Origin of the sequence: Pusillimonas sp. ANT_WB101, from assembly GCF_008369125.1 — a bacterium.
In the GTDB taxonomy this organism is placed as follows: domain Bacteria; phylum Pseudomonadota; class Gammaproteobacteria; order Burkholderiales; family Burkholderiaceae_B; genus Allopusillimonas.
This window is the reverse complement of record NZ_VOAY01000005.1, coordinates 186,217-211,732: the sequence shown is the minus strand read 5'-3', so window position 1 is coordinate 211,732 and position 25,516 is coordinate 186,217. Positions and strand designations below refer to the sequence as shown.

Genomic DNA, 25,516 nt, shown 5'->3' with positions numbered 1-25,516 from the left:
GTGCGCTATGACTACTCGTCGACCAGCACCACGGTCTTGACGTCGGGCATACGTGATAAGTCCATGCGGCATTTTGCGCCGTAGGTCGGAACGTCAAGCTCTTCCTCAGTAAGCGTCCAACTCTTCGGCAGGCTCCAGAATTCTCGGAATGCGTGTTCAAACTTGGGCGACAGCCCGAAGCTGGTGGCGTACATATGCTTGACCTGCACTGAGGCCTGTTTGGCGAGAATGCGTTCGCGCTCCGCTGCCATCCATTCCTTTACCGGAACGGCGCGTGCAAGCCGGCGCTTGCGGATTTCCATGCGCTCGGCCTGGGTTGCTTTGTCGTCCACCTGCCAAACCCCTGTGGCGGGGTCTTGGCTGACGACTGCGCCATAGACCTTAAGTGCATATTCCGGCAACAACAGACCGCCGTTAAGGTCTCGTGCAATGGCATCGGCTGCGCGCTCCAGCGGATCCCCAAAGCCTGGCCCGCCACGAAGATAATTCAGGTAAAGGTCGTAGTTCTCGTAGCAGTCTTCTGTCGTCATGCACTGGTGGTCGCGCTTGACGATGGCGCCGGGTTCCAGATGGTGCTCGTAGTCGGGCTGGTCGGGATTGCGGTCAGCGCCCAATGGCAGGCTCTCCCCCTTGGCGATGCGCTGCTTCAAGCCGGTTTTGTGGGCCTCAAAGCGGTATCCGGTGGCGGCCGGATAGCCGCCCATAAAGCCCCAGTCTGAGTTCATGTAGCCATTGCCCATGAAGAACATGGTCCAGTCTTGCGCTTTCCAGACCATGCGCAGTGACTCAAACCCACAACCGCCTCGATACTTTCCATAACCGGCCGAGTTTGTCTTGGCATTGCGGCCCAGATAGATCAGCGGCTCGGCCATTTCCCAGATTTCCATATCGCCCATGTCGCCTTCGGGGTTCCAGATGGCGGCGGCGTGGTTCAGGCCATCGCGTATGGCACCCGCGCCGGTTCCGCATGAGCTGGCCTCGAAGCTGTTGACGGCGTGTATTTCGCCTTCTTGGTTGATGCCGCCACCCTGCAACCAGTTGCTGGTGTTGGCGTTGCCCGCATTAACCTCTTCAAGATAACCACGGCTGAAATAGGCCTGCCCCAGCGCGCGCCACAGCGCACTCCAGCCTGACACGAGAAAGTGCCAAGCATAGGCATGGCCGGTGCGCCGGTCGTCGGGGTTCATCCAGGTGCCTTTGGGCAGATGGAATTCGGTACCGTAATACGCGCCGTCATTAATGCGTTGTGTGGGCACCAGCGTCTGCGTCATCATGACCCAGATACCGCTGGTAAAGGCGACCTGATTGGCGTTGTAGCTATGCCAGCCCCAACGGCTGGCCCCTTCAAAATCCAGACGCCACGATCCATCTTTGCGCACGTGCATTTCAACCGGCGAGTGCATGATGGAGTCGAGCTTGGCAAAGGCGTTGGAGGTCTGCACGTCGCCATGGCGGTAGGGCACATCCACAAACGCCACCTTGCGGTATTTGCCGGGCAGCGTCATCGCGCGGATGCGCGACTGCAAGCCACGGCGTCCCTCTTCTATCACCTCAAATGCGAACTTGAGATAATCGTCTACGCCTTCTTCGTCTATGACCTCTTCGACCAGGCTGCGCACCATGTGGCATCCTGCAATACGGGTCTTTTCGTCCAGTATCCAGTACTTGGGCGTGCGCACCGAACGCTGGCTTTCGTGCAGCCAGTCGCGCAAGGGCGTGTCGTTTACTCCCGTCTTGCGGCAGGTAATCATGTAACCATCGCCAAAGCGCTGCGTCTGGCCTGTAGACATTGAGCCCGGCGTCACCGACCCGGTATCAATCACATGCGTTACCCCGCCCACCCACCCCACAAGCCTGTCTTTGGCGAATATGGGCACGATGGTGGCGATATCGCAGGGGTGCACGTTGCCTATGGCGCAGTCATTGTTGGTAAACATATCGCCCGGGTGGATGCCAGGATTGCGCTCCCAGTCGTTTTCGATCATGTACTTGATCGCCGCGCCCATGGTGCCTACATGAATAATGATGCCGGTGGACGTCAGCACGCAATCGCCTGCGGCGTTATAGAGGGTAAAGCACAGTTCTCCCTCTTGCTCAACAATGGGGCTTGCCGCAATGCGCTTGGCCGTCTCGCGCGCATGCACCAGGCCGCCACGCAGTTTGGAAAATATCTTTTCATAGCGTATTGGGTCCTGTTCGCGCAACGCCAGCTGCGTCAGGCCGTTGTAATGGCCTGTGCGTGCTGTGCGATCAAGCACGCCGTCACGAAATTGCTTGAGGGTTTCGCCTGTTCCCAGCAGGTCGGCGAAGCCTGTCGTTGAATACATATCCATGTTCGTGTCTCCCTATTTGTCTTCTTTCAGATGGAACAAGCGGTGCTTGTCGAGCGTGGTAACAAACCCCCTGGGCACCACAAAGGTGGTGGCGTCTGACTCGATGATGGCCGGGCCGGCGATGACGTTGCCCGCCTTGAGTGCCTCCATTTTCCAGACCACGGCGTCATGCCAGGTTTTGTGGCGATAAAGCCGGCGCACACCCAGCCTTGCCGTTTCGGGCGGCGTGGGCCCGCCATCCGGGTCTTCGGGCAAGACGGGTTTTTGCGTAACCACCATGCCGCGCATGAGGGCGCCCGTTACCGAGAAGCCTAGTTCGGGTGAGCGGGCCGAACTGGCATACACCCGTCCGTAAGTGGTTTCGTAGGCGGCGGTGATGCGGTCCCAGTCTTGGGCAGTGTCGGCACGGGTAACGGGGGAATCTATCTCCAGGTCATTCAGCTGCCCCATGTACTGCATGCGGTAACCGGGCCGCAGAATGACATCTTCTGCCTTGAAGCCATTAATCTGAAATTCCTCCACCACTTTGCCGGCCAGTTCAGACCACGCGTCTTGCAATGTGCGCGCAGCGCAAGCCTTTTCGTCGGCCGACGCGTGTTGCGGTATGGCCAGGTCCACACTCTTGTCATAGCGGTATTCAAAGTCAGCGCAGGCGCAGCCGAAGGCAGAAAACCCGGCGGCCCAGGCAGGAACAATGACGTCGCGAAAGTTCAGGCCTTCTGTATACCCATAGGTGTGCACCGGCCCGGCGCCGCCGTAACTGAAGCAGACAAAATCCGTGGGGTTATAGCCTTTGGCACTAACGTTGGAACGCAGGTATTCGCGCAGGTGCAAGTCGAGCAGCTCAATAACGCCCGCCGCCGCTTCCTCCACCGGCAAGCCCAGGGGCTCCGCAATCTGCTTGCGGATATGATCGTGCGCGCGCTTGGCGTCCAACTTGATGGTGCCGCCTAGGAAGTTGTCGGGGTTCAGGTAACCCAGAACCACGTGACAGTCAGACACCGAGACAGTGTCCAGGCCGCTGTTGGCCCAACACGTTCCTACCCGATAGCCCGCGCTGTCGGGGCCCGCCTTGATTGACCCACTGTAGGGGTCAAGCCGCACAAAGCTACCCGCGCCTGCGCCCACGGAATCCATGGCGACCAGCGGTAACGAGAGGACTAGTCTGGCCATATCCGGATCAGCCGCAATGGTGAAATTGCCTTTGGTAATCAACGCCATGTCGAAGGATGTGCCGCCGATATCCGAGCACGCAATATTTTCATACCCCAGCGATTGCCCCAGCAAGCGTGAACCGATCACGCCGCCGATGGGGCCCGAAACAATAGTGCGCGCCAGTTCTTTAGCCTTCCAGCTGATGGTGCCCCCATGCGTGGCCATGACGCGCAAATCGAATTTGGCGCCGTGCTTGCGCAGCCGATCACTGACTTGCTTGAGTGTCTGGCGAGATGGTTCTGCGGCGTAGGCCTCCAGAATGGTGGTGTTCATTCTGTGGCTTTCTTTACGTTGGGGGTAGTAATCGACCGAGGCGAAGACGGGGATATCCTGGCCAAGGCGCTTTAGTTCTGCCTGGGCCAGATCCCGTGCACGTCGCTCATTGGTGCCGTTTTTATGCGATTGCAGCAAGACAATGACGATGGCTTTGCTTCCTGCTGTCACCAGCTCACGCACGGCCTGAAGCACCTCCTCTTCGCGCAGGGGGATTACGATCTCGCCCTGAACGTCTGTGCGTTCGGTTACGCCGCGCGTACGGTGCAAGGGGACCAGCGGTTCGTCGTAGCGGTGGGTGTTCAAGTGCAGGCGTTCTTCCAGGGCGTAGCCAAGATAGCTTTGGATGGCGCGACCCATAGAATGGGCGTGCTCGAACCCTTTATTGACGATGAGCCCCACGTCCAGGCCCTTGCGCTGGACGACACGGTTGAGCATGGCGGTGCCAGAGTACACGCAGGTAAGTAGTTCGGGATACACATCGTCGACATCGCGTTGCCAGTGTGACAAAGCGTCGACAGACGAGTTATAGATGGCGAGCGATTCGTCCGCCGGATTGCTCTGGGCCTTGCCCACGACGAAGCGGCCGTCCTCTCGCACAAAAAAGGTGTCGGTCATCGTCCCGCCCGCGTCGATGCCCATCACCTGTACCGGTGCTTGAATTTGCATGGAATGTCTCCTCTTGTCTTCAGGCGTTGTCTATGCCTGCCCAAGAGAATTACGCAAATTAAATGCCAGTTTTGGTCGCCGCCAGATCAGTTTTTTCAGTGCTTTGAATTAGTTATGTTTTTTTGAGAACAAGGCAGACAACTGGGCTGGCTGCCCGGGCCAAGTCGCAGTGCTGTACGACCGGATTCCATACGCTGAGTGGAATCCGAACGCGGCTATTTATCCACAATATGCCCTGACGACGACATCGTGAGCGTCGAGCTGCAGATTCAAGCGTGCAGCGTTGGGTTCGGGGGTTATGGTTTGTCCGGGCCGGATGACACGCACAACGTTGGCACCGCTCAATTGCTGCGCCTTTTGTTGCAGTTCCGAAGAAATATGATGCCCCTGTATCGGACTGTCGGGCGGCAGGCTGCAGACGCCCGGTGTAGTGGATGCCGGCGGTGGGGCACTGCTGACACAGGCAGCAAGCCCCGTTAACAGGCAGGAAGCAAATATAGTGCGCAAAAGCATGGAGTCTTCCTTGTTTAGCGTCTGCCGCACGGTTGCGGCAGATTTAAAGTGTAGCGCTGCGGGTGCATGCCGAGTTAGCGGAATTCGAAATACTCGAAATGCGCGCGCTTCGGCGCCAGCTCGCGGGTCTCGAGCCCGCGCAAGATGGCTCGACGCAGATCTGACGGTCCACAGAAAAACAAGTCTACGTCTTTCGGGCTGAATGGTGCGCGCGCGACGAGGCCGTCCGCCGTCAGCCGGCCCTCGTGGCCGCTGGTGACGAGGTCAAAGGAAAACGCTGGTACCATCTTTGCTACTTCACGCAGGACATCAAGACCGATAGCATCCGACTCGCGACGGACGGTATAGAGCAGATAGATCGAGCGTTGCTCATCGACAGCAAGGCTTTGAGCCCAGGCCAGGAAAGGGGTGATTCCGACGCCGCCGGCGATCCAGATCTGCTTCAGCCCACCTTTGCGGAAATCAAAGCGACCGTATGGACCCTCCACTTCGACGGTGGCACCGAGTGAGAGTCTGTCGGGGAGACGCCGCGTCCAGTCGCCCAGTGGCTTGATAGCAAAGCGAATGCGACCGGTCGGTTGCAGCGGCTCGGTGATGGTGAAGGGATGTGCCTCGCCCAAACCAAACCCTGGCACGTTCAGAAAGGCGAACTGACCCGGGTGCCAACGCATGGGTCGCCCTAGCGGAGCCAGTGCTAGCTCTGCCACCCCCGCATGCCGCTCCAGTGATTCGACCCGGTAGGCACGTCTTCGAAGCCGCCGGGCCAGCAGTTCAACGAACAGATAGCTACCAAACCCGAGGGCGCAGAACACGTTCAGATAGATAGCCAGCGGGTCGTTCCAGCTATACGGCGTATCAACCAGCAACTGGTGTACGGCAACGAGTGCAAAGAAGGCTCCAGTGAGACGGTGGGTAAACCACCAGAGCTGGTAGGGGATTTCCCAGCCGATCACCGGTAAGCGCTTGATCCAACTTAACAGAATCAGTGTAATCAAGCCGTAGAGCGCGACCTCGCCGAGGTCTTTGGCGAAATCGCCAATTCCGCTCTCCTGCACCCAGTGTTCGAAATCAGGATCAAACTGGTTGTGCACCAACATTAAGCCGAGGGCCGTGATCCCTAGCCACTTGTGCGCGCGATACATATGGTCGAGCCCACCGAACAACGGCTCTAGCAAACGTGGCCGGGCGGCCAGGATTAGGCATTGACTCATGGCGACGACGGCAACCGATCCGGTGGCGACGCCGAACGCGTTGCCGAGGCCGTACGCTGAGACCGAGCTGAAAGAAAGTGCAGCCGCAACGAGGCAAAAGAAGGTGATGACCAACAGTCCAGGCATGTGGTTCCCTAGGCTCGGCTCGGATCCATCGCCGCCATGTCGCGGTGGCGAGAGTACAAGTAAGCGCAGTTTCGTACTGTGTACGGGCGACTTCAAAACAAGTGTGTCACACTTCCGGCATCATCTGATTTGATCAGGCTCAATTTGCACGTAATCACTGATATCAAGGTTACAAGACTGCTGGACTTTTGGGGCCTGCAATACCGGGGTAACGTCAGGTAAGGTCACCAGAATGATCTTAGTGTACGCGGCGTCTTGTAAACGCATCAACGGCGTGACTACGCGTCCGATTCCTTGTCCTTCGAACTCGTGCATCATCTGTCGATGATAGGCACCAGCCGTTGATGATCGCGACCAGCGAGAGCATGACTGGCACTTCCACCAGCACATCCACTACCAACGACCAGATTGAGGTGCGCCACTTCAAGCGACGCCACCGTTTGGAGAAAATCGGGTATCACTATTCCCAGGCTCACCCCGACAACAATGCCCAAGGCCACCCATATCGTCAGATACCGCTCAAATAAACCTGTACGAATTACCTCAAAACGACAACCATTGCTCACCGTATGTGTGGAGCCGGTTAGTGTGCCGCTGCATCCGAGGTTCCACCGCCCAGATTAGGCTTGAGGATTTACCTGCACTGTCACGTTTTATTCGCCTTGCGTATCAATGCGTGTTTTTGTATTGGTACGAGAGGCATCCGCACTGCGCCAGAAGGGCAGCATATTCCTCAGCGTACTGTCGTGCAGTAAGAAGTGATGCACCAACGCAATGACAGCGTGGGCGCCCGCCAGATACATTAATACGTTCCCGAGCGTTCCATGAATTTCTTCAAGCTGTTCTGAAAAACCTTTGTCTGTCACGGCAACATGCGGCAGCGTAATGCCGAGAAAATTCCAGGCATCGGGCGACCACAGACGATTGGCAATGCCAAGCAGCGGCACGATAAACAGCAAAACGTACAACACAAATTGCACTGCGTGGGCGAGTTGCTCTTGCCACCGCGGAGGTGGCGGCACAATCGATGGACGGCCGCTACGCCAACGCACAACTATCCGTGGCAACATCACCAGCAGAATGACGATACCGAACTGCATATGGGACCATTTGAATACTGCGCGAATGGTTGAGCCCTTAGGTGACCAGCCATGTGCGTAAATCATTGTCAGGGCCGCAGCGACAAGAATGAATACAAGCCAATGGAGTCGGCGACCCCACAATGAATAGTGTAGATCGTTCATAATGACTCCAATTGCCTTATCGCAAAGTGAGGAAGCTTCAAAAGCTGCCCAGTTTCCAGTTTGGAACTAATCGAGCAATATCATCATAAATATCGCCAAATTCGTTCTTAGCAACCGCCAACGTCCAAAGGCACGCCGCTTTGAGTCGATCTCAGCGATTGGGGTAGCGTCACAGCCGTGCTGAAGTGTCAGCCACTTTGCGCCTATGTTGATCCCAGATGATCATTAGGGAAACCTCATGAACGTTGTCAGTAAATTCTGTTGGAATATATGAGACACAGCGAACACCATAGAACGCATCGAACAGGCTGGCTTCGCGCAGCCGTTCTTGGCGCAAACGATGGAATTGTTTCCACAGCGAGCCTTTTGTTAGGTGTGGCGGCGGCTGGTGCAAGTACAAGCACCATAGTCGTTGCGGGCGTTGCGGGCCTCGTATCAGGCGCCATGTCAATGGCGGCTGGCGAGTATGTTTCGGTAAGCACGCAAGCTGATACTGAGCGTGCAGATTTGGCTCGCGAAAGTAAAGAATTGGCTGCCAATCCTCATCAGGAGCACGCAGAACTGAAGTCGATCTATGTCAAGCGTGGTCTGGATGAGTCGTTGGCAACAAGTGTTGCCACCCAACTTATGAACCATGATGCGCTCAGTGCACACGCCAGAGACGAGCTTGGCATATCCGATACTTTGGCAGCGAGACCAGTTCAAGCTGCCTTCGCCTCCGCTGCTACGTTCGCTGCCGGCGCTGCTTTTCCGCTATTGATCGTCCTGATGCTTCCGAGTGCGGCACTTATGTGGGGTCTTGCGGGGAGCTCGCTCGTGTTTCTTGCGCTCCTGGGCCTTCTCGCTGCGCGCGCTGGCGGTGCACCGGTGTTTCCTTCCGTATTACGTGTGACCTTCTGGGGTGCGTTGGCAATGGGCTTGACCGCAACAGTTGGCGCACTCATCGGAGTGGCTGTCTGATGAGGGGCTCAGAGCGGGTGCTGAATGCTCCCGTTAAGCAGTATCTATAGTCAACAAAATGATAGCTGATCCGCTTAGTTTTCAGCGATTATGGGTTGTGGTCGTTCCCGTCGTGTGTTCGTCTAAGAGCATGGGTCTGGCCATAGTGCCGTACGACTGCATTCCGTGCGCTGACTGGAAGCCGGATGCAGCGACTCATCCGCAAAACGCTCCAATGAGGACATCGTAAGTGTTGAGTTGCAGATTTAAATGTTCCGCGCTGTATTCGCGGCGTATGGCTTGCCCATCCTTGAGCTATGACAATGGGAACGAAGGCCAGTCCTTGTATGTAGCGGCATGACGGGGCGCCATAAGGCCGCGAGATCCGGCCTCAATTAAGACCGTACTATTCGAGTGACTTTTATTGGGGCGGTTGCAGAGTGATTTTTTTCTGTGCGGCTAACGCTTGCTCGGGCCAAGAGCTTTTGATGTAAGCGAGCACCGCCACGATATCGTGATCTGAGAGCAACTTGCCATAGGCTGGCATATCAGTCACATACCCCGGTGGCGCCGTGATGCCGGGGACCAAGCCATTTTTAATGATATCGATCAGAACGGCATCGGGGTGATGCCAAGTATGTCCGGTCTCATCATGCGGTGGCGCAGGCAAGCGGCCATTTGACAGACGAATCCGCCAGTCTGGTTGGCCCTCAAGCTTGGCACCGTGACACGCTGCACAATTGTTGGCATAGACTTTTTTTCCAACAGCCACAAGTGTTTGATCCGCTGGATCAATGTATGCGCCAGCTGTATCGGTGGCAGATGCATACAGGTACGCGGCAACCCCAAACGCCAATACTCCGACGATCCCGGCAATAGCTGCCTTCTTTTTCACCGTAGTTGTCATTCAATCTATCCTTGTTTTACCTAACATCGGGAAGTGTGCCACCGGTGATTAACCCACTTTCACTTTGCCGATCATTCCGGCCTCCATGTGCCCTGGCAGAAGGCAAGCAAAATCAACAGTTCCAGCCTGTGGAAATTGCCATACTATCCCGCCTTTCTGCCCAGGGTTGACCGTGATCATGTTGGGTTCAGCGTGCTGCATTCCTGGCGCTTTTTGCATCATAGCCGCATGCTCTTTGATCTCAGCGACCGACCCGATCACCATTTCATGAGGAACTTTGCCGTTATTTTTCATGAAGAATCGAACCGTCTCTCCTGGCTTGACGCTAAATTGGCTTGGAGTGAAACGCATGGTGTCATCCATAACAAGCTCAATCGTACGCGTCACTTTGGCGCCATTGCCAGCTTGCCCAACGTCGGTGCTGTCTTTGTGCATACTGCTCATATCGTTGTCTCGCATCATCGTGCCATCTTTCATCGCATGGCTACCACTGTGACTGCCGGCGGCCAGCGCAAATGCCGGTAGTGCAGTCAATATCAATACGGAGATTGCTTTCTTCATCAAAAGGCTCTTTTAAACAAATGATAGAAAGAAGGACGCCTGCCATGGTGTTCTTCAGGTGAAAAGTTAGAATCGAAAACTCAACCCGGCTACGAAACGTGTTTCGTGAGCACGTTCGCCAGCATCTCGCGCGAAGTTGGCTGTTTGACCAAATTTGCCGGCCCACTCCACGCCAATATAAGGAACAAATTGTCGAGTTACTTCGTATTTCAGACGCAAGCTGGCCGTGCCATCCGACAGGCCGCTACCGATTTGGCGAGCCTCATCGCGTTTGCCGTAGAAGTTCACTTCTACGCGAGGCTGCAACACGAGTTTCTGTGTAATCAGTAAGTCGTATTCCGCACTCAAGCTCAACGCGGTTCTGCCGCTGGGCCCCACATAAGCTGTGGCATCAATGTCAAACCAATAGGGTGCCAGGCCCTGCACGCCCAATGCCAGCCACTTTCTATTTGGCGCTCCCTGTCCGTGATCGAAACGAATCCCTAACTGGGTATCCCAGAACGTAGAAATCGCGTGTCCCCAAAGCAGCTCGGTTTGGGAGTCTTGAAGTTTGCTGTTCGCCACTTCGCCTTCAGCTTTCAACACGGCGCGGTTGTAAGTTCCGCCGTACCAAGCTTGACCCTCATAGGCAAGCCCCTCATTGCTGCCGGACTTAACGTACTCAAGCCGATCGAACCATACGGAGCCGAAATTGTGCTCGTCGGACATACGTAGGCGCTGTGCCGGGCCCAAAGAGTACTTGCCTGAATCGAGCGTATACCCACCCGAATAGGCGTCTGGGTCACGCGCATCTGGTGGTGCCGAACCGCCTTGCATTTGCATGGCTCCGTGGTCCATCTCGCCGCTGCCCTTATCCACTGCCCCCATATCGTGAGCAGGGGCCACGGCGGCTGGTGTAGAGGTATGGCCAGTATGTGCGTCATGTGCCTGGGCGAAGGCCATTGATGGGGTAATACCCAGTGTTGCCATAGCCAGTGCAAGAATGTGTTTCTTTGTGCGCTTGTTCATGGACTGCACTGCCTTTCTCTGGTTTGTTGAACTCATGCCACCACCACTTCGCGAAACATGCCCATATCCATATGCAGCATCAGGTGGCAATGCCAGGCCCAGCGACCCAGTGCGTCGGCGGTCACGAGAAAGCTGATGCGTTGCGCGGGTTGCACCGGAATCGTGTGGCGCCGAGCCTGAAAGCTGCCATCGGGCGCCTCCAGCTCGCTCCACATGCCATGCAAGTGCATGGGGTGCGTCATCATCGTGTCGTTATGCAAAATAACCCTGACCCGCTCGCCATAGCGAAAATGCACGGGGGTGGACTTGCCAAACTCAACGCCGTCGAACGACCAGCTGTAGCGCTCCATATTGCCGGTAAGGTGCAGCTCGATCTCGCGCTCGGCCCCGCGTGGGTCCATGGCACCGCCCACCGTGTGCAGATCCGCCAGGGTGAGTACGCGTCGGCCGTTGTTGCGCAGCCCAATACCCGGATCATCCAGGTTGGTGCGCGGCATATCGACACGCATGTCGATACTGGGGCCATATTCGGTTCTGGCATGGCGTACTGTGCTACTGGCCTTGTCTTTACTCATGGCGCTATGGTCCATGCCAGCCATGCCTGCGTGATTCATTCCTGCCATCGACCCGTGGTCCATACCCGCCATACCGCCAGCGCTCATGCCAGCCATGCCGCTGTGATCCATGCCAGGCATCGCCGCTTGCGCCGAGCCACCGTGATTCATCCCTGCCATGCCGCCACCCATTGCGCCCATCATGTCAGCCATGGCGAGCCACTCAGGCTGATCAACCTGGGGAACCGCAGCTGAAAGGCCGGCACGCGTTGCCAACGTGCCACGCGCATACCCGGTGCGATCCATCGCCTGGGCGAAAACGGTATAGGTATCGTCCTTGGGCTCAACCAGAACATCGTAAGTTTCACCTGGCCCGAAGCGAAATTCGTCCACCGTTATCGGCTCTACGTTCACGCCATCGGCCTGAACAACGGTTAATTTCAGCCCGGGAATACGTACGTCGTAAAAGGTGTTCGCTGCACCATTGATGAACCGCAGACGCACTCGTTCGCCGGGGCGGAACAACCCCGTCCAGTTGCCGGCCGGCGTTGTCCCGTTCATTAAATAGGTGAGCACATTGGCGGACAAATCTGCCAGATCGGTCGGGCTCATGCGCATTTCGTTCCACATTTTGCGCTTGTCGATGGCGGTTTTTAACCCTTCTTGGGACGCATCCTGGAAAAAATCGACCACTGTTGGCTGGTTATAGTTGTAGTAGTCGCCCTGCATCTTCAGCTTGGCGAGCACCCGCATGGGGTCTTCGTCGGTCCAGTCTGAGAGCTGAATGACGTGCTCGCGGTCAGCGCGTATAGGGTCGGTTTGCGCCGGCTCAATGATAATGGCACCGTAAACGCCGGTCGCCTCCTGCATGCCTGAATGCGAGTGATACCAGTACGTGCCGCTTTGTTCGACCTTAAAGCGGTAGGTAAACGTTTCGCCAGGTGCGATTCCAGTAAAACTGATGCCTGGCACGCCATCCATTTGGAAAGGCAGGATGATGCCGTGCCAATGGATGGATGTCGCTTCCTTCAGACGATTCTTCACACGGATGGTTACGGTATCGCCTTCGCGCCAACGCAACGTGGGTGCCGGAAGCGAGCCGTTAACCGTCGTCGCCATTCGTGGGTTACCGGTAAAGTTAACGGGTGACTCACCGATTTCAAGATTGAATTCGGTTCCTGAAAGCACGGAGGCTGCGCCTGTGCTGGTGTTCGTGGACGATATCCCGGCGGCCCGGGCAAAGTGCGACACGCCCAGCAATACGCCGCCGGCCGCAAGACCTTGAACGAATCGACGACGGGGCAATAAATGCGAGGCGAGAGAAGACGGTAGCTGAGGTTTCACGCGGGTGTATCCCAAGGTCAAAAGAGGGCAGACGTCAATCATTCTTCGACGATCTAAGCTTCAATTAAACTAATAGCTAGCACTTTAACGAAGTGCTCCTGTCGATCCGATGACGCCACCATTACGTTTCTGTAATGTGTGGCTGTCCTTAATGATGTAATTTTTATATCCAGTTGAATTGGGACCATGGAGCAAAATATGTAGTGGCCGCAACCGCGCCAGAAGTACACCCTGAAGTTCAAACGGAACGGCGCAAGATTACCGACACGCTTGTCGGTTTCGCCATCGATAGGACGGCGAGCCATGACCGTAACGCCAAAGGCCAATGGATGGGATATTGCAATGGGAGAAAATTCTGTTTACGCATCTTGATAGGCGTTTTTTCACGCTGATGCGTGCAAAAACGCAGTATTCCCATGTTGGTCAGCCCAGGCAGGAGAGTGGGTTGATCCTCTCGGTAATGAGCTGTACCGCCAGAGCTCTGCGTGACTATTCTCGGGAGCGTGGAAGCAGACCCCGCTGCAGGCGGTTGCCCTGCCGCATTCGTGCTCTAGCGCACAGACGCAGTCGCGGAGACAATCAACAATGCACTTAATATCGTCTTCTCAATGAAGAAACTAACATGTCAACTAAGGCGCCCTCAGTGGTGGCTGCCGACCCTAACGCGCAAGCCACGGGTCAGACACCAGCGATAAATCGGTTTGTCTACATTGCCGTAGGAATTGCCGCGCTGGGGGGCTTGCTCTTTGGCTATGACACAGGCGTCATTTCAGGTGCCATTTTGTTCGTCAAGCACGAGTTCTCGCTTTCGCCGACGATGGAGGAGTTTGTCGTCAGTGCCGTTCTGGTAGGCGCGGTGGTCGGGGCAGCCGCCGGAGGCGCGCTGACGGGGCGCTACGGGCGACGTTGGATGATTATTCTCGCTGGCGCTGTCTTCACCCTAAGCGCGATCGTCACGGCGATGGCACCGACTGTCGGCTGGCTGGTCGGTGCCAGGATCGCGAGCGGCGTCGGCATTGGCATTGCCTCGTTCATCTCTCCTATGTACATCGCCGAGCTGGTGCCGACGAAGGTCCGTGGTGCGCTGGTGGCTGTCAACATGCTGGCCATCACCACGGGCATACTGGTCGCCTATCTGGTCGACTACGCCTTCTCGGCAAGCCACGGATGGCGCTACATGTTTGGCCTGGCGGCACTGCCGTCCCTCGGATTGATCATCGGCATGTGGTGGCTACCCGACAGCCCGCGCTGGCTGATCAGTAGGTCAAAGATCAGCCAGGCGCGCACGGTCCTGCAGCGGGCGCGGACCACGTCAGACGTCGACCAGGAAATCAGAGAGATTCAACAGAGCATGGCGCAGCAGGGCCATGGCGGTTTAGCCGGATTGTTTCAGCCGTCGCTGCGGATGCCCATGATCGTGGGCCTGGGCTTGGCCATTTTTCAGCAAATTACTGGCATCAACACCGTCATCTACTACGCGCCGACCATCTTCAAGTTCGCAGGTATCAGCGGCACTGGACCAGCCATCCTGGCGGGGGCGGGACTGGCTGCAGTCATGTGGTGCTTCCACGTGCTGGCGATCTTCCTGATCGACTGGGTCGGCCGGCGGCCGTTGTTGTTGACCGGGCTGGCCGGCCAGATCGCCGGCTTGGGTGTTCTGGGTGCAGCATTCCAGTTTCCGCAGTTAGCGAGTGTCAAAAGCGAAGTGGCGATCGGTGGCCTGCTGGTGTATGTGTCGTGCTTCGCGTTCGGTCTGGGGCCCATCTTCTGGCTCCTGATTTCGGAGATATACCCCCTCCAAAACCGAGGCGTCGCGATGAGTGCCGTCACGGTGACCAACTGGATCGCAAACCTGCTGGTTGCGGTGAGTTTTCTGACGCTGGTTTCAGTGTTAGGGCAAGCCAGCACTTTCTGGCTTTACGGCTTCGTCGCGATCGGTGCCTGGCTATTTGTTTATAGGTTTGTACCTGAGACCAAAGGAAAGAGTCTGGAGCAGATCGAAGCACACTGGCGCTCTGGAAAATCGCCGCGCCATCTATGAAAACGATAGGGAGGATCACATAAAGCATCTCGATCAGCCCTGGTCGATCAAGCACGGCCCAAAAGACCTGTTATCGACTTGAAAAGACTTTGTGAGGAAGCGGCCGCCAGCGGTTGCGCGTTACTGAAATCGGCAGAGGAGCCGCTGAGCGGTTTGATCTGGAAGGGGCGGTCCGTAAAAACTACTTCGCGCTTTGAGCCATTTGCCTGCATGCTTGTGCACACTTTCTGCATGTTTCGGCACAGTGCTTGCAATGTTCCATTTGATGTTTGGAACATTCGTCGGCGCACGCGTCGCAGATGTCCGCACATACTTGGCATACCGCCTGGGCAAACTCACTGCCACGTGCCATGAAACTGGCGGCTAGGCGACACATTTGCGCGCAATCCATATCGAGCTTTATGCAACCAGCCATACTTTTTACGTCTTGCTCATTCAGGCATGAGTCAGCACAGTGATCGCACGCCGTAGCGCACGTATAGCACGCGTCAATACATGATTGATGTTTTTCATGAGGCATAATTTTCTCCAAAAGGAAGGAACACGCTAAGAAAAAAACGGTGATCTAAAAAATAGATCAGCTTCTCAATACAGCAAATCCCATGCCGCCCATCATGTAATCCATGGCTATTGAAAGCCCATTTTCAGGTACCTTTCCAAAGGAAACACATCCAAAAATGCTGCATTACAATTTTGTAATGAGCACGTCATGTTTATGACAGCATCATCAAGGTAGAGTGGGGATCATGCTGATCGTGCAGGGCTGGCAACGTCTCTCATTTCAGGCATGGCCAAACGAATTCGCAGGAGCGAACGGATGAAACTGCTCGTCGTTGAAGATGAGATAAAAACAGGCGAGTACGTGCGCCAGGGGCTGATGGAGTCAGGCTTTGTCGTCGATCTCGCCCATACGGGACTGGACGGGCACCATCTCGCGCTTACAGAACGCTACGATTTGATCATCCTGGATGTTATGTTGCCGGATGTTGATGGCTGGCGGATTGTTGAAGCTTTACGCGACGCGAAATCGGCCACACCGGTACTGTATTTGACCGCGCGCGATAGCGTAGAAGACAGGGTTAAAGGGCTGGAGTTGGGTGCTGACGACTATTTGACCAAGCCCTTCGCTTTCGCCGAGTTGCTCGCGCGGGTGCGGACCTTACTACGAAGAGGAACGGTGCCGGTCTTCAGTGATCAGTTACGTGTGGCCGATCTGGTCCTAGACATACCGCGTCGCCGGGCCACACGACAGCAGGTTCGTATTAATCTGACAAATAAGGAGTTTGCGCTTCTGGAGCTCTTGGTGCGCCGTCAAGGCGAGGTGTTGCCTCGTTCTCTGATTGCCTCCCAGGTGTGGGACATGAATTTTGATAGCGATACAAACGTCATTGACGTGGCGATTCGACGGTTGCGCGCCAAAATCGACGACGCCTTTGAACCCAAGCTTATCCATACGGTGCGCGGTATGGGTTATATGCTTGATGTGGGCAACGCGAGCTGAACAGCATGCCTCGTCGCCCCGCATCACTGGCCTTGCGCCTGACCGTCTCCATCGGCGCGGTCATTACTGTTGTACTCCTTACGTTTGGATGGATGGTTGCGCGGTCGATTAATACGCACTTTGTTCAGCAAGATGTCGACGAGCTTAACGCCGTTGTGCAGTCGCTGGCGCAGTCGCTCGCCGAACAACCCATTGGTCAAGCACCTGAGGCGCTCAAGCGCCGATTGGCCGGTGCGATTTCAGGCCATCACAATGCGCAGTTTCGCGTATCGGGCAGTGATGGGCATGTGATTTATGCGACCCCCAATGCAAACCTTGATGTTTTTGCGCGAGGCACGCCCGCCGTAGATGCCATTGACGTCGATTCGGTGAGGATTTGGCGGGATAAGGGGCAGACATACAGAGCGGCAGTGGTGCAGCTGCCACAAAGTGACCCGCAGGCCGATAAGCCGTTAACCATTGCGGTTGCCACTGGCATCAATTTTCATTTGCACTACCTTGAAAGCTTTCGCAGCTACTTAAAGATCATTACCTTGGCGGCTTGTCTGATTGCGATTCTGGCAACTTGGCTTGCCGTGCATCAAGGCCACGCGCCGCTGCGCCGTATTAGTCGGGAGATTCGTGGAATAAAATCTGATCAATTACATATTCGACTTGCTCCTGGCACCGTTCCGGTGGAATTGACCGAACTGGCCGTGTCGTTCAACGAAATGCTCGATCGCATTGAGGATGTGTTTCTGCGGTTATCCAATTTTTCGGCTGACATCGCTCATGAGCTGCGCACCCCGATAACGAATCTGAAAACGCAGACCGAAGTGGCGCTTTCACAGCCGCGTAACCTTGAGCAGTATCGCGAGATCCTCTACTCAAGTCTGGAAGAATACGAGCGCATGGCCAAAATGGTCGGCGATATGCTGTTTTTGGCGCAGGCCGACAATAACCAGCTCAAACCAGAATTGGTTAGTGTGAACCTGGCGGCTGAAGTGGAGACACTCTTTGAATACTTTGAAGCTTGGGCCGAAGAACGTTCCGTCTCACTAAGATGCAGTGGCCCCACATTATGTGTTCAGGGTGATAGGTTGATGATACGCCGCGCGCTCAGCAATCTTTTATCCAACGCCATACGTTATACCCCTACAGGGCAGGCGGTTACGGTCGTTCTTGCGGTCAGTGGCGACAACAGCGTTGTGATCCGCGTGGAAAACCCAGGGTCTATGCTCGATGCTGAGCATTTGCCTAAACTATTTGATCGGTTTTATCGTGCCGACCCGTCTCGACAACGCAAGGGTGAGGGTGCTGGCTTGGGTTTAGCCATTGTTAAATCGATTATTGACGCACATGGCGGCACCATTACCGCAAAATATGAAAATAAACATCTGGTTTTTGAGATCGTGCTTCCAAATCCCGCTAATTAATGAAATAGCAGTCATATCAATACGCTCGCATTCGGGCTTGTATCGCTTGTGCAGCCTCTGTTGGAAACAGGTTGACCCCTTGGCGCAGGTGTAATAGATGGCTTAGGCACCGTAGAAGGCTATCCGTAAGTTCGGTGGTATCCACGGTCGGGACAGCACTTGGGTAGCACAGACATTGCGCTGACTGCGAGTGGCGAAGATGCATTGTCCGCGTGTGCTATTCGCCCCTGCTACTTTCTGGGTGCCTCTTTCTGGCCTTCCTGCGCTTTTTTTTCCAGTTCCTCGACGGCGTGAACGTCTTCGCGCCCCAGTTCCTCATAGAGCTTATGTACACGCTCAATCAATGCGGGCGTTAAATCGGTGGGCGACCTGGAGCCAGCTTCAGGTTTCGCTTCGGATTGCGGCTTGGCATCGTCCGGTTTGGGTTCTGCCATTGCTTCGGGCTGTATCTTGATATCGTCCGGTTTTGGTTCTGCCATTGCTTCGGGTTGCGGCTTGGCATTGTCCGGTTTGGGTTCTGCCATTGCTTCGGGCTGTGGCTTGGCATTGTCCGGTTTGGATTCGGCTTTTGTTTCGCGCTGTGGCGCGGCGTCATCCGATTTGAGTTCGGTCTTCGCCTCAGGCTGCGGCTTGGCGTCTTCCGGTTTGAGCTCGGCCTGCGCTTCAGGCTTCGACTTGGAGTCGGTCCTGGCACCATCCAAGACCTTGTAGGCAAGCAGTTTAACGGGATCAGTCACCAGGAACCAGGCGAAAGCGTAGCCCCAGACGATTCCCGCATACTTCCAACCCAGCGGCGTCACCAACGAGACGCCGTAGACCGCGATAAGCGTCGCGATGACTTGCGTCCCACATACCGCCGCCAGCAGGATCCACGCCGGGCGGGTGGACCACCACGGGCCGCGCGTACGGGTCTGGAAGATCGTCAGATGCCCCGCTACCGACAGCATCAGGTACATCATGGTCTGAAGCTGCGGATGGCCCATGTGAAACATGCTGTTGCCCAGAAAAAACAGGCCAAATGCGGCGATCGGACCGACCAGCCCTAAAACCGTGGCAACCCCCATCACCACACGCATGTTCCAGACTTCGGGGCGGTTGCTGTACTGAACGTTGTCGTAGGCAATGGACAGAATGGCGCCGTCGTTGAGCAGCGCAAGCATCACGATCATTATCGCCGTGAGCGGATAGAACTTGAACACGACGATCGACAGTGTCATGAAAAGAAGAACGCGCAACGTCTCGGCGATGCGGTAGATGGCGTAGCTATTCATGCGCTGGAAAATCTTGCGGCTCTCCTTGAGCGCATCGATGACCACCGACAGCCCGGGAGCCACCAGCACGATGGAGGCCGCAGCTTGCGCCGCATCGGTCGCACCAGAAACAGCAAAGCCGCAATCGGCCTTTTTCAGGGCGGGGGCGTCATTGACCCCGTCGCCGGTCATGCCGACGATGTGGCCATGCTTCTGCAATATGTCGACGATGTGAAACTTGTGCTCAGGGAAAACCTGGGCGAACCCATCGGCATCCTCGACCGACTTGGCGACCGCTTCAGTCTCTATGGACTTGGAGTCGCCAAGGGTGGCACCATCGAGAATATTCGTGCCCATACCGAGCGTCTTGGCGGTCTCCTTGGCGATCGCCAGCGCATCGCCGGTGACCATCTTGATCCTGACACCCATCTGGGCCGCGGTCGCCACGGTGGCCTTGGCGTCCTCGCGCGGCGGATCGAACAGCGCCAGCACGCCCAGCAGCTGCCATGCGCCGTCGCCGTCAGCCCGAGCGACGCCCAGGGCACGAAAACCGCGCGCGGCGAAGTCGTCGACGGCCTTGTCCACGGCGGCCTTAACCGTCGCCGCATTCGCCGCCAGTGCGAGTATCACCTGAGGCGCGCCTTTGCTCACCTTGAACGTGCTGCCGTCTGCCGCCTTGACGGTGGCCTCTGTGCGCTTGTGCACCGGATCGAAGGGCTGGAAGTGCGTGACCTCAAAGGGCTTGAGCGCAGCCTGGTCCTTTAGGCCGCCCAGCACGGCGAGATCAATTGTGTCATTGTTCTCCGCCCGCGAGGCGAGGGCACCGGCCAGAATGAGCTGCTCGGCGGTGATCTTGTCAAGGCAAAACGGCTCGCCAAGAGTGAGCTTGTTCTGTGTCAGCGTGCCGGTCTTGTCGGCGCACAGCACGTCGACACCGGCCAGCTCTTCGATGGCGACCAGCTTGCTGACGATTGCCTGTTTTTTCGCGAGCAGACGCGCTCCGACGGCCATCGTGACCGACAGCACCGTCGGCATGGCCACGGGGATCGCCGCTACCGTCAGAACCAGGGCAAATTGCAATACAGTAAGAATCGCCTCACCGTGATAGATACCCATAGCGATAATAACCAGCACCATGATCACGGCCAGCATGATCAAATAGTTTCCGATTTTCAGAACCGCCTTCTGAAAATGGCTGACGGTGGCGGCGGCCTGCACCAGCTCGGCGGTCTTGCCGAAGTAGGTCTTCCCGCCCGTCGCATAGACAAGCGCGCTAATCTCGCCACGACGGATGATTGACCCCGAGAACACGGCGTCACCAGGTTTGCAAGATTTCGGCAACGACTCACCGGTTAGGGCGGACTGATCGACCGATACCTCGTCGCCATCCAGAAGCCGCGCATCCGCTGGCACGATATCGCCCAAGCGCAGGCGAATGACATCGCCGGGCACCAGCTCGCGCGCAGGTGGGGTAATCCATTTGCCGTCGCGTTTCACCCGCGCCTTGATCGCCAGTTTGGCCTTCAGAGCATCGATAGCGTTGCCAGCCTGGCGTTCTTCCCAGAAACCGACTGTGGCATTGGCGACCAGCAACAGCAGGATAATAAAAAAATCGGGCCAGTGGCGTACCACGCCGGACAGCACGACTGCGATTTCGATCATCCAGGGGATAGGGCCCCAAAAATAAGACAAGAGCTTCAGCAGTACATTGCTCTTCTCCTCCTCGATCTCGTTTGGTCCATACTGGGTCAGACGTTTTTTCGCCTCGGCATCGCTCAACCCGTCGGGTGACGAGCCTAGCTTTTTCTGGACTTCGGCGATCGGCAGCGTCTTCAGGTCATCGTCGGTGTCGGCCGGTGACGACGTGGGTAGTCCGGCGGCGGTTGATGTGCTCATCTTGCAGGCCTATGGTCGCTTAGACATTCGGATGTGAACTCATTTCGGTAGATGCGCTGACCAGTAGGCATCGACCTGTGCACTCTCCTTGTCGTACCCGTTTTTTGGCAGAGAACTGGTCTTCTTTGACACGCGGTGCCTTCGCCATATCCGCCTTAGTGGTTTCGAGCATTGGGCGCTTCAGTGTCATCGGCTGGGGGTTTGGCTTCATGATCTTCTCCGTATAAAGTGAATCGATGCGCGCAGAGTCGGCCGCGGGACGGTGCTAAAAGTGTGACCGTTCTGCAAACATAGGTCTGCTGCGGTTCGATGTCTGTCTGCCAGCGCACAGACCGAAAATGCTCGCAAACGGTCTGCGCGAAATGCATAGCTGTTACGACATGGCCCGCGCCTGTGCACGCATTCTTCTGCAGCCTCAAGACCGTTAACACCAAAGCTCAGGTATCCAGGCGGCGGGAGATGATCGAGCCTCAAGAAACGCAGGAGCGTGATCGGCTGGCTTCATTAAGGGCCGCAGGGATGGCGGCGGGTCGGTACAAAAGCAGTGGCGCATCTGCCAACGAGTGGAACGGGCATCGTCAAAGTCCATGAAACCAGCGAAGGCTTCAGTGTCTCAGCGCACAGACGGCGCGCATGCCGACGATGTAGCCTGCAAGGCCCGATGTTTACTTTCGAGACATTGCGCCGCAACATCTTTGTGCGCTTGCTCTCAGGCTGAAGCGCCTGATACGCAAACGCGAGGTCGAAGCTGTCGAGCACGCCCGGCAGACTGTTTACGTTAGCGGGGACGCTGTTGGACATGCGCACAGTGGTTTGGAGGGGTTTTATGCTTGACGGAGTGATGCTGTTGTGGTTTTTTTTGGTCGCACTTTCGCTGGTCTTTGTCACCGTCGACATTCGCGCGACGCCCGATTCGGCTGTCATGAAATGGGGCTTCGTGCTGCTCACTGCATATACCGGGCCGATCGGTGCGTTTCTCTACGTGCTGGGTTGCCGCGAGCCGCTCCAGGGACTGCACGAGCAGTACGTTGCGGTTCGTTGGCGTCAGGCGCTAGGGTCCACGATGCATTGTGTCGCTGGAGATGGAGTGGGAATTCTAGTCGGCGCAGTGCTTGCGCGCTACTTCCATATCGAAGGGCTTGCCGAAATTGCGCTTGAGTATGCACTTGGCTTCATGTTCGGCTGGACCGTCTTTCAAGCCCTGTTCATGCGCGACATGGCGGGCTCGTACGGACGTTCGCTTAGAACGACGTTCGTCCCGGAATTTCTCTCGATGAACATTCTGATGGCAGGTATGGTCCCGGTGGCGGCCTTGTTTGTGCGCTATTTCGATGCGTCTCTCGACCCGCTACAACCGGAGTTTTGGTTCCGCATGTCGATGGCGTTGCTCGCGGGATTCATCGTCGCGCTTCCAATGAACTGGTGGCTGGTTGCACGTCACCTGAAGCACGGGATGACGACTGTGCGATCCGCACCGCTGACTGCGAAGGTGCCGGAACCGATAAAGTTGGCTGCGACGTGCGCGCACCCGGCACGTTCTGCAGCGGGCGAATCAACAAAGGCTGCGATACGCGGCATGTCGGCGCGAACGGTACCGCAGGTCGTGCTTCTCGGAATGATGATCCTCTCGCTCACCGTTTTCGCGTTTGGACTTGCCCTTGCTGAATGGCTTGCCACGTTGCAGTAGGCTACCGGCATTAGGCTCGCTGCGGCGAACGTCGGCACTGCACCCGTTAGGCTGTACGGCGCACGGTGAGGTACGCCTGGATTGGCACAACGTGGCGACCACAGCCAGTTACGCATGTGTCGGGTATTGGCGGTGTCGCGTTGCCGCTCATCATGACAAAAATGTAATGCAATTGACCATGAACGGCCATATATGTATTCATCGAAGTGTGGCACTATGAGGACGTCGGCCATCGTTTTTTAGCTTGGGTTCTTCGCTGTTTCAGGATGGTGACTGCAGTCAGCGTAGCCCAATATATAAATGGGAAAGCGACGTCATGACACCACTTAATCACGAACACGCTCATCAGGGCCAATCGGGTCAATCTAGCTCTGGATCGACGCCAGTTACCAATACCCACGCTAAGCCGGCCGATGCAACAACGCAACCGCTAAAAGATCCTGTTTGCGGTATGTCGGTCACCGACCAATCACCGCACCATGTTGATCATGATGGTCAGACGTTTTACTTCTGCAGCGCCGGCTGTCAAACTAAATTTGCAGCAGTTCCAGCCAAGTATCTGTCCAAAGACCAGACGAGCGAACAACCACCTGAGCCGATTGCACCGGGCACGATTTACACCTGTCCCATGCATCCCGAGATTCGCCAGGATCATCCCGGAAACTGTCCTAAGTGCGGGATGACGCTTGAACCGCTAATGCCCGCGCTTGATGACGACAACCCTGAGCTCGCCGATTTCACTCGCCGATTCTGGTGGACTTTGCCTCTAACCATTATCGTCACGACGTTGGCCATGTTCGGGCACCAATTGGGCTGGTTTGGCATGGCTACCCAAAGCTGGATCGAATTAGTGCTTTCCTTGCCCGTCGTGCTCTGGGCCGGCTGGCCGTTTCTTGTGCGAGGCGTAAAGTCGGTTGTAAACCGCAGCCCTAACATGTGGACACTCATCGGCCTGGGAACGTCAGCGGCTTTTATCTATAGCGTCGTGGCAACAGTTATCCCGGAAGTGTTTCCCGATACGTTCTTGTCCATGGGGCGCATCGCAGTGTATTTCGAAGCCGCAGTCGTTATTATTTCCTTAACCCTGTTCGGGCAGATCCTTGAGTTAAAAGCGCGCTCGCAGACGTCCGCCGCTATTAAGTCGTTAATGGGATTGGCACCGAAGACGGCTCGGCGTATCGGAGCTGACGGCTCTGAGGAAGATGTACCCCTTACTCACATCCATGAAGGCGATCGCCTGCGTGTACGGCCAGGCGAAAAAGTGCCCGTTGACGGAGCGGTAGAAGAAGGCACGAGCTCGGTAGACGAATCCATGCTAACTGGTGAACCGCTACCAGTTAGCAAGCGCGTCGGCGACAAAGTGATAGGCGCCACCATGAACACGTCAGGTGCCTTGGTGATACTTGCCGAGAAAGTCGGCTCAGCTTCGGTGTTGTCCCAGATAGTACAGCTCGTCGCCCAAGCCCAACGCTCCCGGGCACCAATGCAGCGCATGGCTGACCACGTCGCAGGTTATTTTGTCATGACAGTGGTTACCGTAGCCGTGATTACGTTCCTCGTGTGGGGGTTCTGGGGGCCGTCGCCAAGCTGGGTATATGGCCTGATCAATGCCGTGTCTGTTTTGATCATTGCTTGCCCGTGCGCGCTAGGTCTGGCCACGCCAATGTCCATCATGGTAGCCACTGGCCGTGGGGCAACGCAGGGCATTTTGTTTCGCGACGCCGCCGCCATTGAAAACTTCCGTAAAGTCGATACTCTGATCGTGGACAAGACGGGCACGCTGACCGAAGGGCGACCCAGATTTGAACAGGCAGTCCCCGTGCAAGGAGGAAGCGCTGAAGAGATATTGCACTTGGCTGCAAGCCTGGATCAAGGCAGTGAACATCCGTTGGCCAACGCCATCGTCAATGCCGCTCGGGAGCAGAATATTGCGTTGGCTACAGTAGAAGAATTTGAGTCTGGTACGGGGATCGGTGTTCGCGGCACAGTCCAAGGCAAGCGCCTGGCACTCGGTAATACGGCATTGATGGAGCAAGAGGGCGTAGATGTAGCGAGCCTCAATGAAAAGGCAGAAAGCCTTCGCGTCGATGGCGCAAGTGTCATGTACCTTGCGGCAGATGGCCACCTGATGGGATTACTTGCGGTTTCAGACCCCATTAAAGCCAGCACAAAAGAAGCTGTGGATGAGCTAAAGGCGGCCGGGATTCGCGTCATAATGGCCACGGGCGATGGCGTATCGACCGCCAAGGCAGTGGCGCAACGCCTGGGTATCGATGAATTCCATGGCGAGGTAAAGCCAGCCGATAAGCTGGATCTTGTCACCAAACTTCAAGAGCAAGGGCACATTGTTGCCATGGCCGGGGACGGCATCAACGATGCGCCGGCCTTGGCCAAAGCCGATGTAGGCATTGCCATGGGTACCGGCACCGATGTGGCCATGAATAGCGCCCAGGTCACCTTGGTCAAAGGCGATTTGCGCGGAATCTCGACTGCGCGCCACCTGTCTGATGCCACGATCGCGAACATGAAACAGAACCTCGGGTTTGCCTTTGTGTACAACTCATTGGGTGTGCCGTTGGCTGCAGGTGTGCTGTACCCATTAACGGGGTTATTGCTCTCGCCGATGTTTGCCGCGCTGGCGATGAGTTTGAGTTCGGCGTCGGTGGTGGTCAATGCGTTGCGGTTACGCAAGGCAAAATGACTGCCCATAATCACCCTGGAACAGAAACACGGCAATCAATGAACAGTGCCGGCGGATATCAAGCTAACCGATGCGCAATACAAAGCGTATAAGGCGGATGGTTTTTATGCCAGCATACAAAATGCGGC

Annotated in this window: 19 protein-coding genes; 7 read left to right on the top strand and 12 right to left on the bottom strand. The window is 56.3% G+C overall.

The features are described from left to right. Positions 1-11: 11 nt before the first annotated feature. From FQ179_RS19515 to FQ179_RS19500, 4 genes are all read right to left on the bottom strand, one after another. Entirely contained in the window at positions 12-2,333 is a 2,322-nt protein-coding gene (locus FQ179_RS19515) for a hydantoinase B/oxoprolinase family protein (RefSeq protein WP_149398984.1), read from the bottom strand. A 12-nt stretch (positions 2,334-2,345) separates the two neighbouring features. Further along, positions 2,346-4,490 (bottom strand): hydantoinase/oxoprolinase family protein, encoded by a 2,145-nt coding sequence (locus FQ179_RS19510; protein WP_149398983.1) that lies wholly within the window; start codon positions 4,488-4,490, stop codon positions 2,346-2,348. Between the two features lie 219 nt (positions 4,491-4,709). After that, on the bottom strand, positions 4,710-5,003 hold the full coding sequence (locus tag FQ179_RS19505) for an I78 family peptidase inhibitor (RefSeq protein WP_149398982.1): 294 nt from the start codon (positions 5,001-5,003) through the stop codon (positions 4,710-4,712). Positions 5,004-5,077: 74 nt separating this feature from the next. Further along, the gene (locus FQ179_RS19500) at positions 5,078-6,340 is read right to left on the bottom strand and encodes a ferric reductase-like transmembrane domain-containing protein (RefSeq protein ID WP_149398981.1); all 1,263 of its coding nucleotides are present in this window, start codon (positions 6,338-6,340) and stop codon (positions 5,078-5,080) included. 365 nt (positions 6,341-6,705) lie between these two features. Between FQ179_RS19500 and FQ179_RS22380 the strand changes: the two genes are divergently transcribed. Then, entirely contained in the window at positions 6,706-6,867 is a 162-nt protein-coding gene (locus FQ179_RS22380; RefSeq protein ID WP_188074668.1) for a hypothetical protein, read from the top strand. 126 nt (positions 6,868-6,993) lie between these two features. Here FQ179_RS22380 and FQ179_RS19485 read toward each other — a convergent pair whose 3' ends face one another. Continuing rightward, positions 6,994-7,584 (bottom strand): cytochrome b, encoded by a 591-nt coding sequence (locus FQ179_RS19485; RefSeq protein WP_149398979.1) that lies wholly within the window; start codon positions 7,582-7,584, stop codon positions 6,994-6,996. Between the two features lie 270 nt (positions 7,585-7,854). Between FQ179_RS19485 and FQ179_RS19480 the strand changes: the two genes are divergently transcribed. Next, positions 7,855-8,544, top strand: coding sequence for a VIT family protein (locus tag FQ179_RS19480; RefSeq protein ID WP_149398978.1), 690 nt, complete (start codon positions 7,855-7,857; stop codon positions 8,542-8,544). Between the two features lie 400 nt (positions 8,545-8,944). Here the strand turns inward: FQ179_RS19480 and FQ179_RS19475 are convergent, their stop codons facing one another. The 4 genes from FQ179_RS19475 to FQ179_RS19460 all read right to left on the bottom strand — a co-directional run bounded on the left by FQ179_RS19475 (position 8,945) and on the right by FQ179_RS19460 (position 12,897). Further along, complete coding sequence (locus FQ179_RS19475; RefSeq protein WP_149398977.1) at positions 8,945-9,430, bottom strand: cytochrome c; 486 nt, start codon at positions 9,428-9,430, stop codon at positions 8,945-8,947. Positions 9,431-9,478: 48 nt separating this feature from the next. Then, positions 9,479-9,991, bottom strand: a complete 513-nt coding sequence (locus tag FQ179_RS19470) for a plastocyanin/azurin family copper-binding protein (protein WP_149398976.1) — start codon at positions 9,989-9,991, stop codon at positions 9,479-9,481. A 66-nt stretch (positions 9,992-10,057) separates the two neighbouring features. Continuing rightward, entirely contained in the window at positions 10,058-11,035 is a 978-nt protein-coding gene (locus FQ179_RS19465) for a copper resistance protein B (protein ID WP_255475074.1), read from the bottom strand. After that, complete coding sequence (locus tag FQ179_RS19460) at positions 11,032-12,897, bottom strand: copper resistance system multicopper oxidase (protein WP_149398975.1); 1,866 nt, start codon at positions 12,895-12,897, stop codon at positions 11,032-11,034. Before FQ179_RS19460 ends, FQ179_RS19465 begins: the two co-directional genes overlap by 4 nt. A gap of 622 nt (positions 12,898-13,519) precedes the next feature. Here FQ179_RS19460 and FQ179_RS19455 point away from each other — a divergent pair. Then, a complete protein-coding gene (locus FQ179_RS19455) occupies positions 13,520-14,938 on the top strand; it encodes a sugar porter family MFS transporter (protein WP_149398974.1) in 1,419 nt (472 codons plus the stop codon). A 181-nt stretch (positions 14,939-15,119) separates the two neighbouring features. Here FQ179_RS19455 and FQ179_RS19450 read toward each other — a convergent pair whose 3' ends face one another. Beyond that, on the bottom strand, positions 15,120-15,353 hold the full coding sequence (locus FQ179_RS19450) for a four-helix bundle copper-binding protein (protein ID WP_370459918.1): 234 nt from the start codon (positions 15,351-15,353) through the stop codon (positions 15,120-15,122). A 402-nt stretch (positions 15,354-15,755) separates the two neighbouring features. Here FQ179_RS19450 and FQ179_RS19445 point away from each other — a divergent pair, with 402 nt between their 5' ends. Together FQ179_RS19445 and FQ179_RS19440 are read left to right on the top strand one after the other, a co-directional pair. Beyond that, positions 15,756-16,439, top strand: coding sequence for a heavy metal response regulator transcription factor (locus FQ179_RS19445; protein ID WP_149398972.1), 684 nt, complete (start codon positions 15,756-15,758; stop codon positions 16,437-16,439). 5 nt (positions 16,440-16,444) lie between these two features. Continuing rightward, entirely contained in the window at positions 16,445-17,854 is a 1,410-nt protein-coding gene (locus tag FQ179_RS19440) for a Cu(+)/Ag(+) sensor histidine kinase (protein WP_149398971.1), read from the top strand. A 230-nt stretch (positions 17,855-18,084) separates the two neighbouring features. On the opposite strand, the gene FQ179_RS19435 is transcribed toward FQ179_RS19440, so the two are convergent. Further along, positions 18,085-21,000 (bottom strand): plasma-membrane proton-efflux P-type ATPase, encoded by a 2,916-nt coding sequence (locus tag FQ179_RS19435; protein WP_223146298.1) that lies wholly within the window; start codon positions 20,998-21,000, stop codon positions 18,085-18,087. A gap of 19 nt (positions 21,001-21,019) precedes the next feature. Continuing rightward, the gene (locus tag FQ179_RS19430) at positions 21,020-21,211 is read right to left on the bottom strand and encodes a hypothetical protein (protein WP_149398970.1); all 192 of its coding nucleotides are present in this window, start codon (positions 21,209-21,211) and stop codon (positions 21,020-21,022) included. 615 nt (positions 21,212-21,826) lie between these two features. Between FQ179_RS19430 and FQ179_RS19425 the strand changes: the two genes are divergently transcribed. Together FQ179_RS19425 and FQ179_RS19420 are read left to right on the top strand one after the other, a co-directional pair. Beyond that, positions 21,827-22,687: a DUF4396 domain-containing protein gene (locus tag FQ179_RS19425; protein WP_149398969.1), complete on the top strand. Its 861-nt coding sequence runs from the start codon at positions 21,827-21,829 to the stop codon at positions 22,685-22,687. Between the two features lie 316 nt (positions 22,688-23,003). Next, positions 23,004-25,388: a heavy metal translocating P-type ATPase gene (locus tag FQ179_RS19420; protein ID WP_149398968.1), complete on the top strand. Its 2,385-nt coding sequence runs from the start codon at positions 23,004-23,006 to the stop codon at positions 25,386-25,388. Positions 25,389-25,516: the final 128 nt, after the last annotated feature.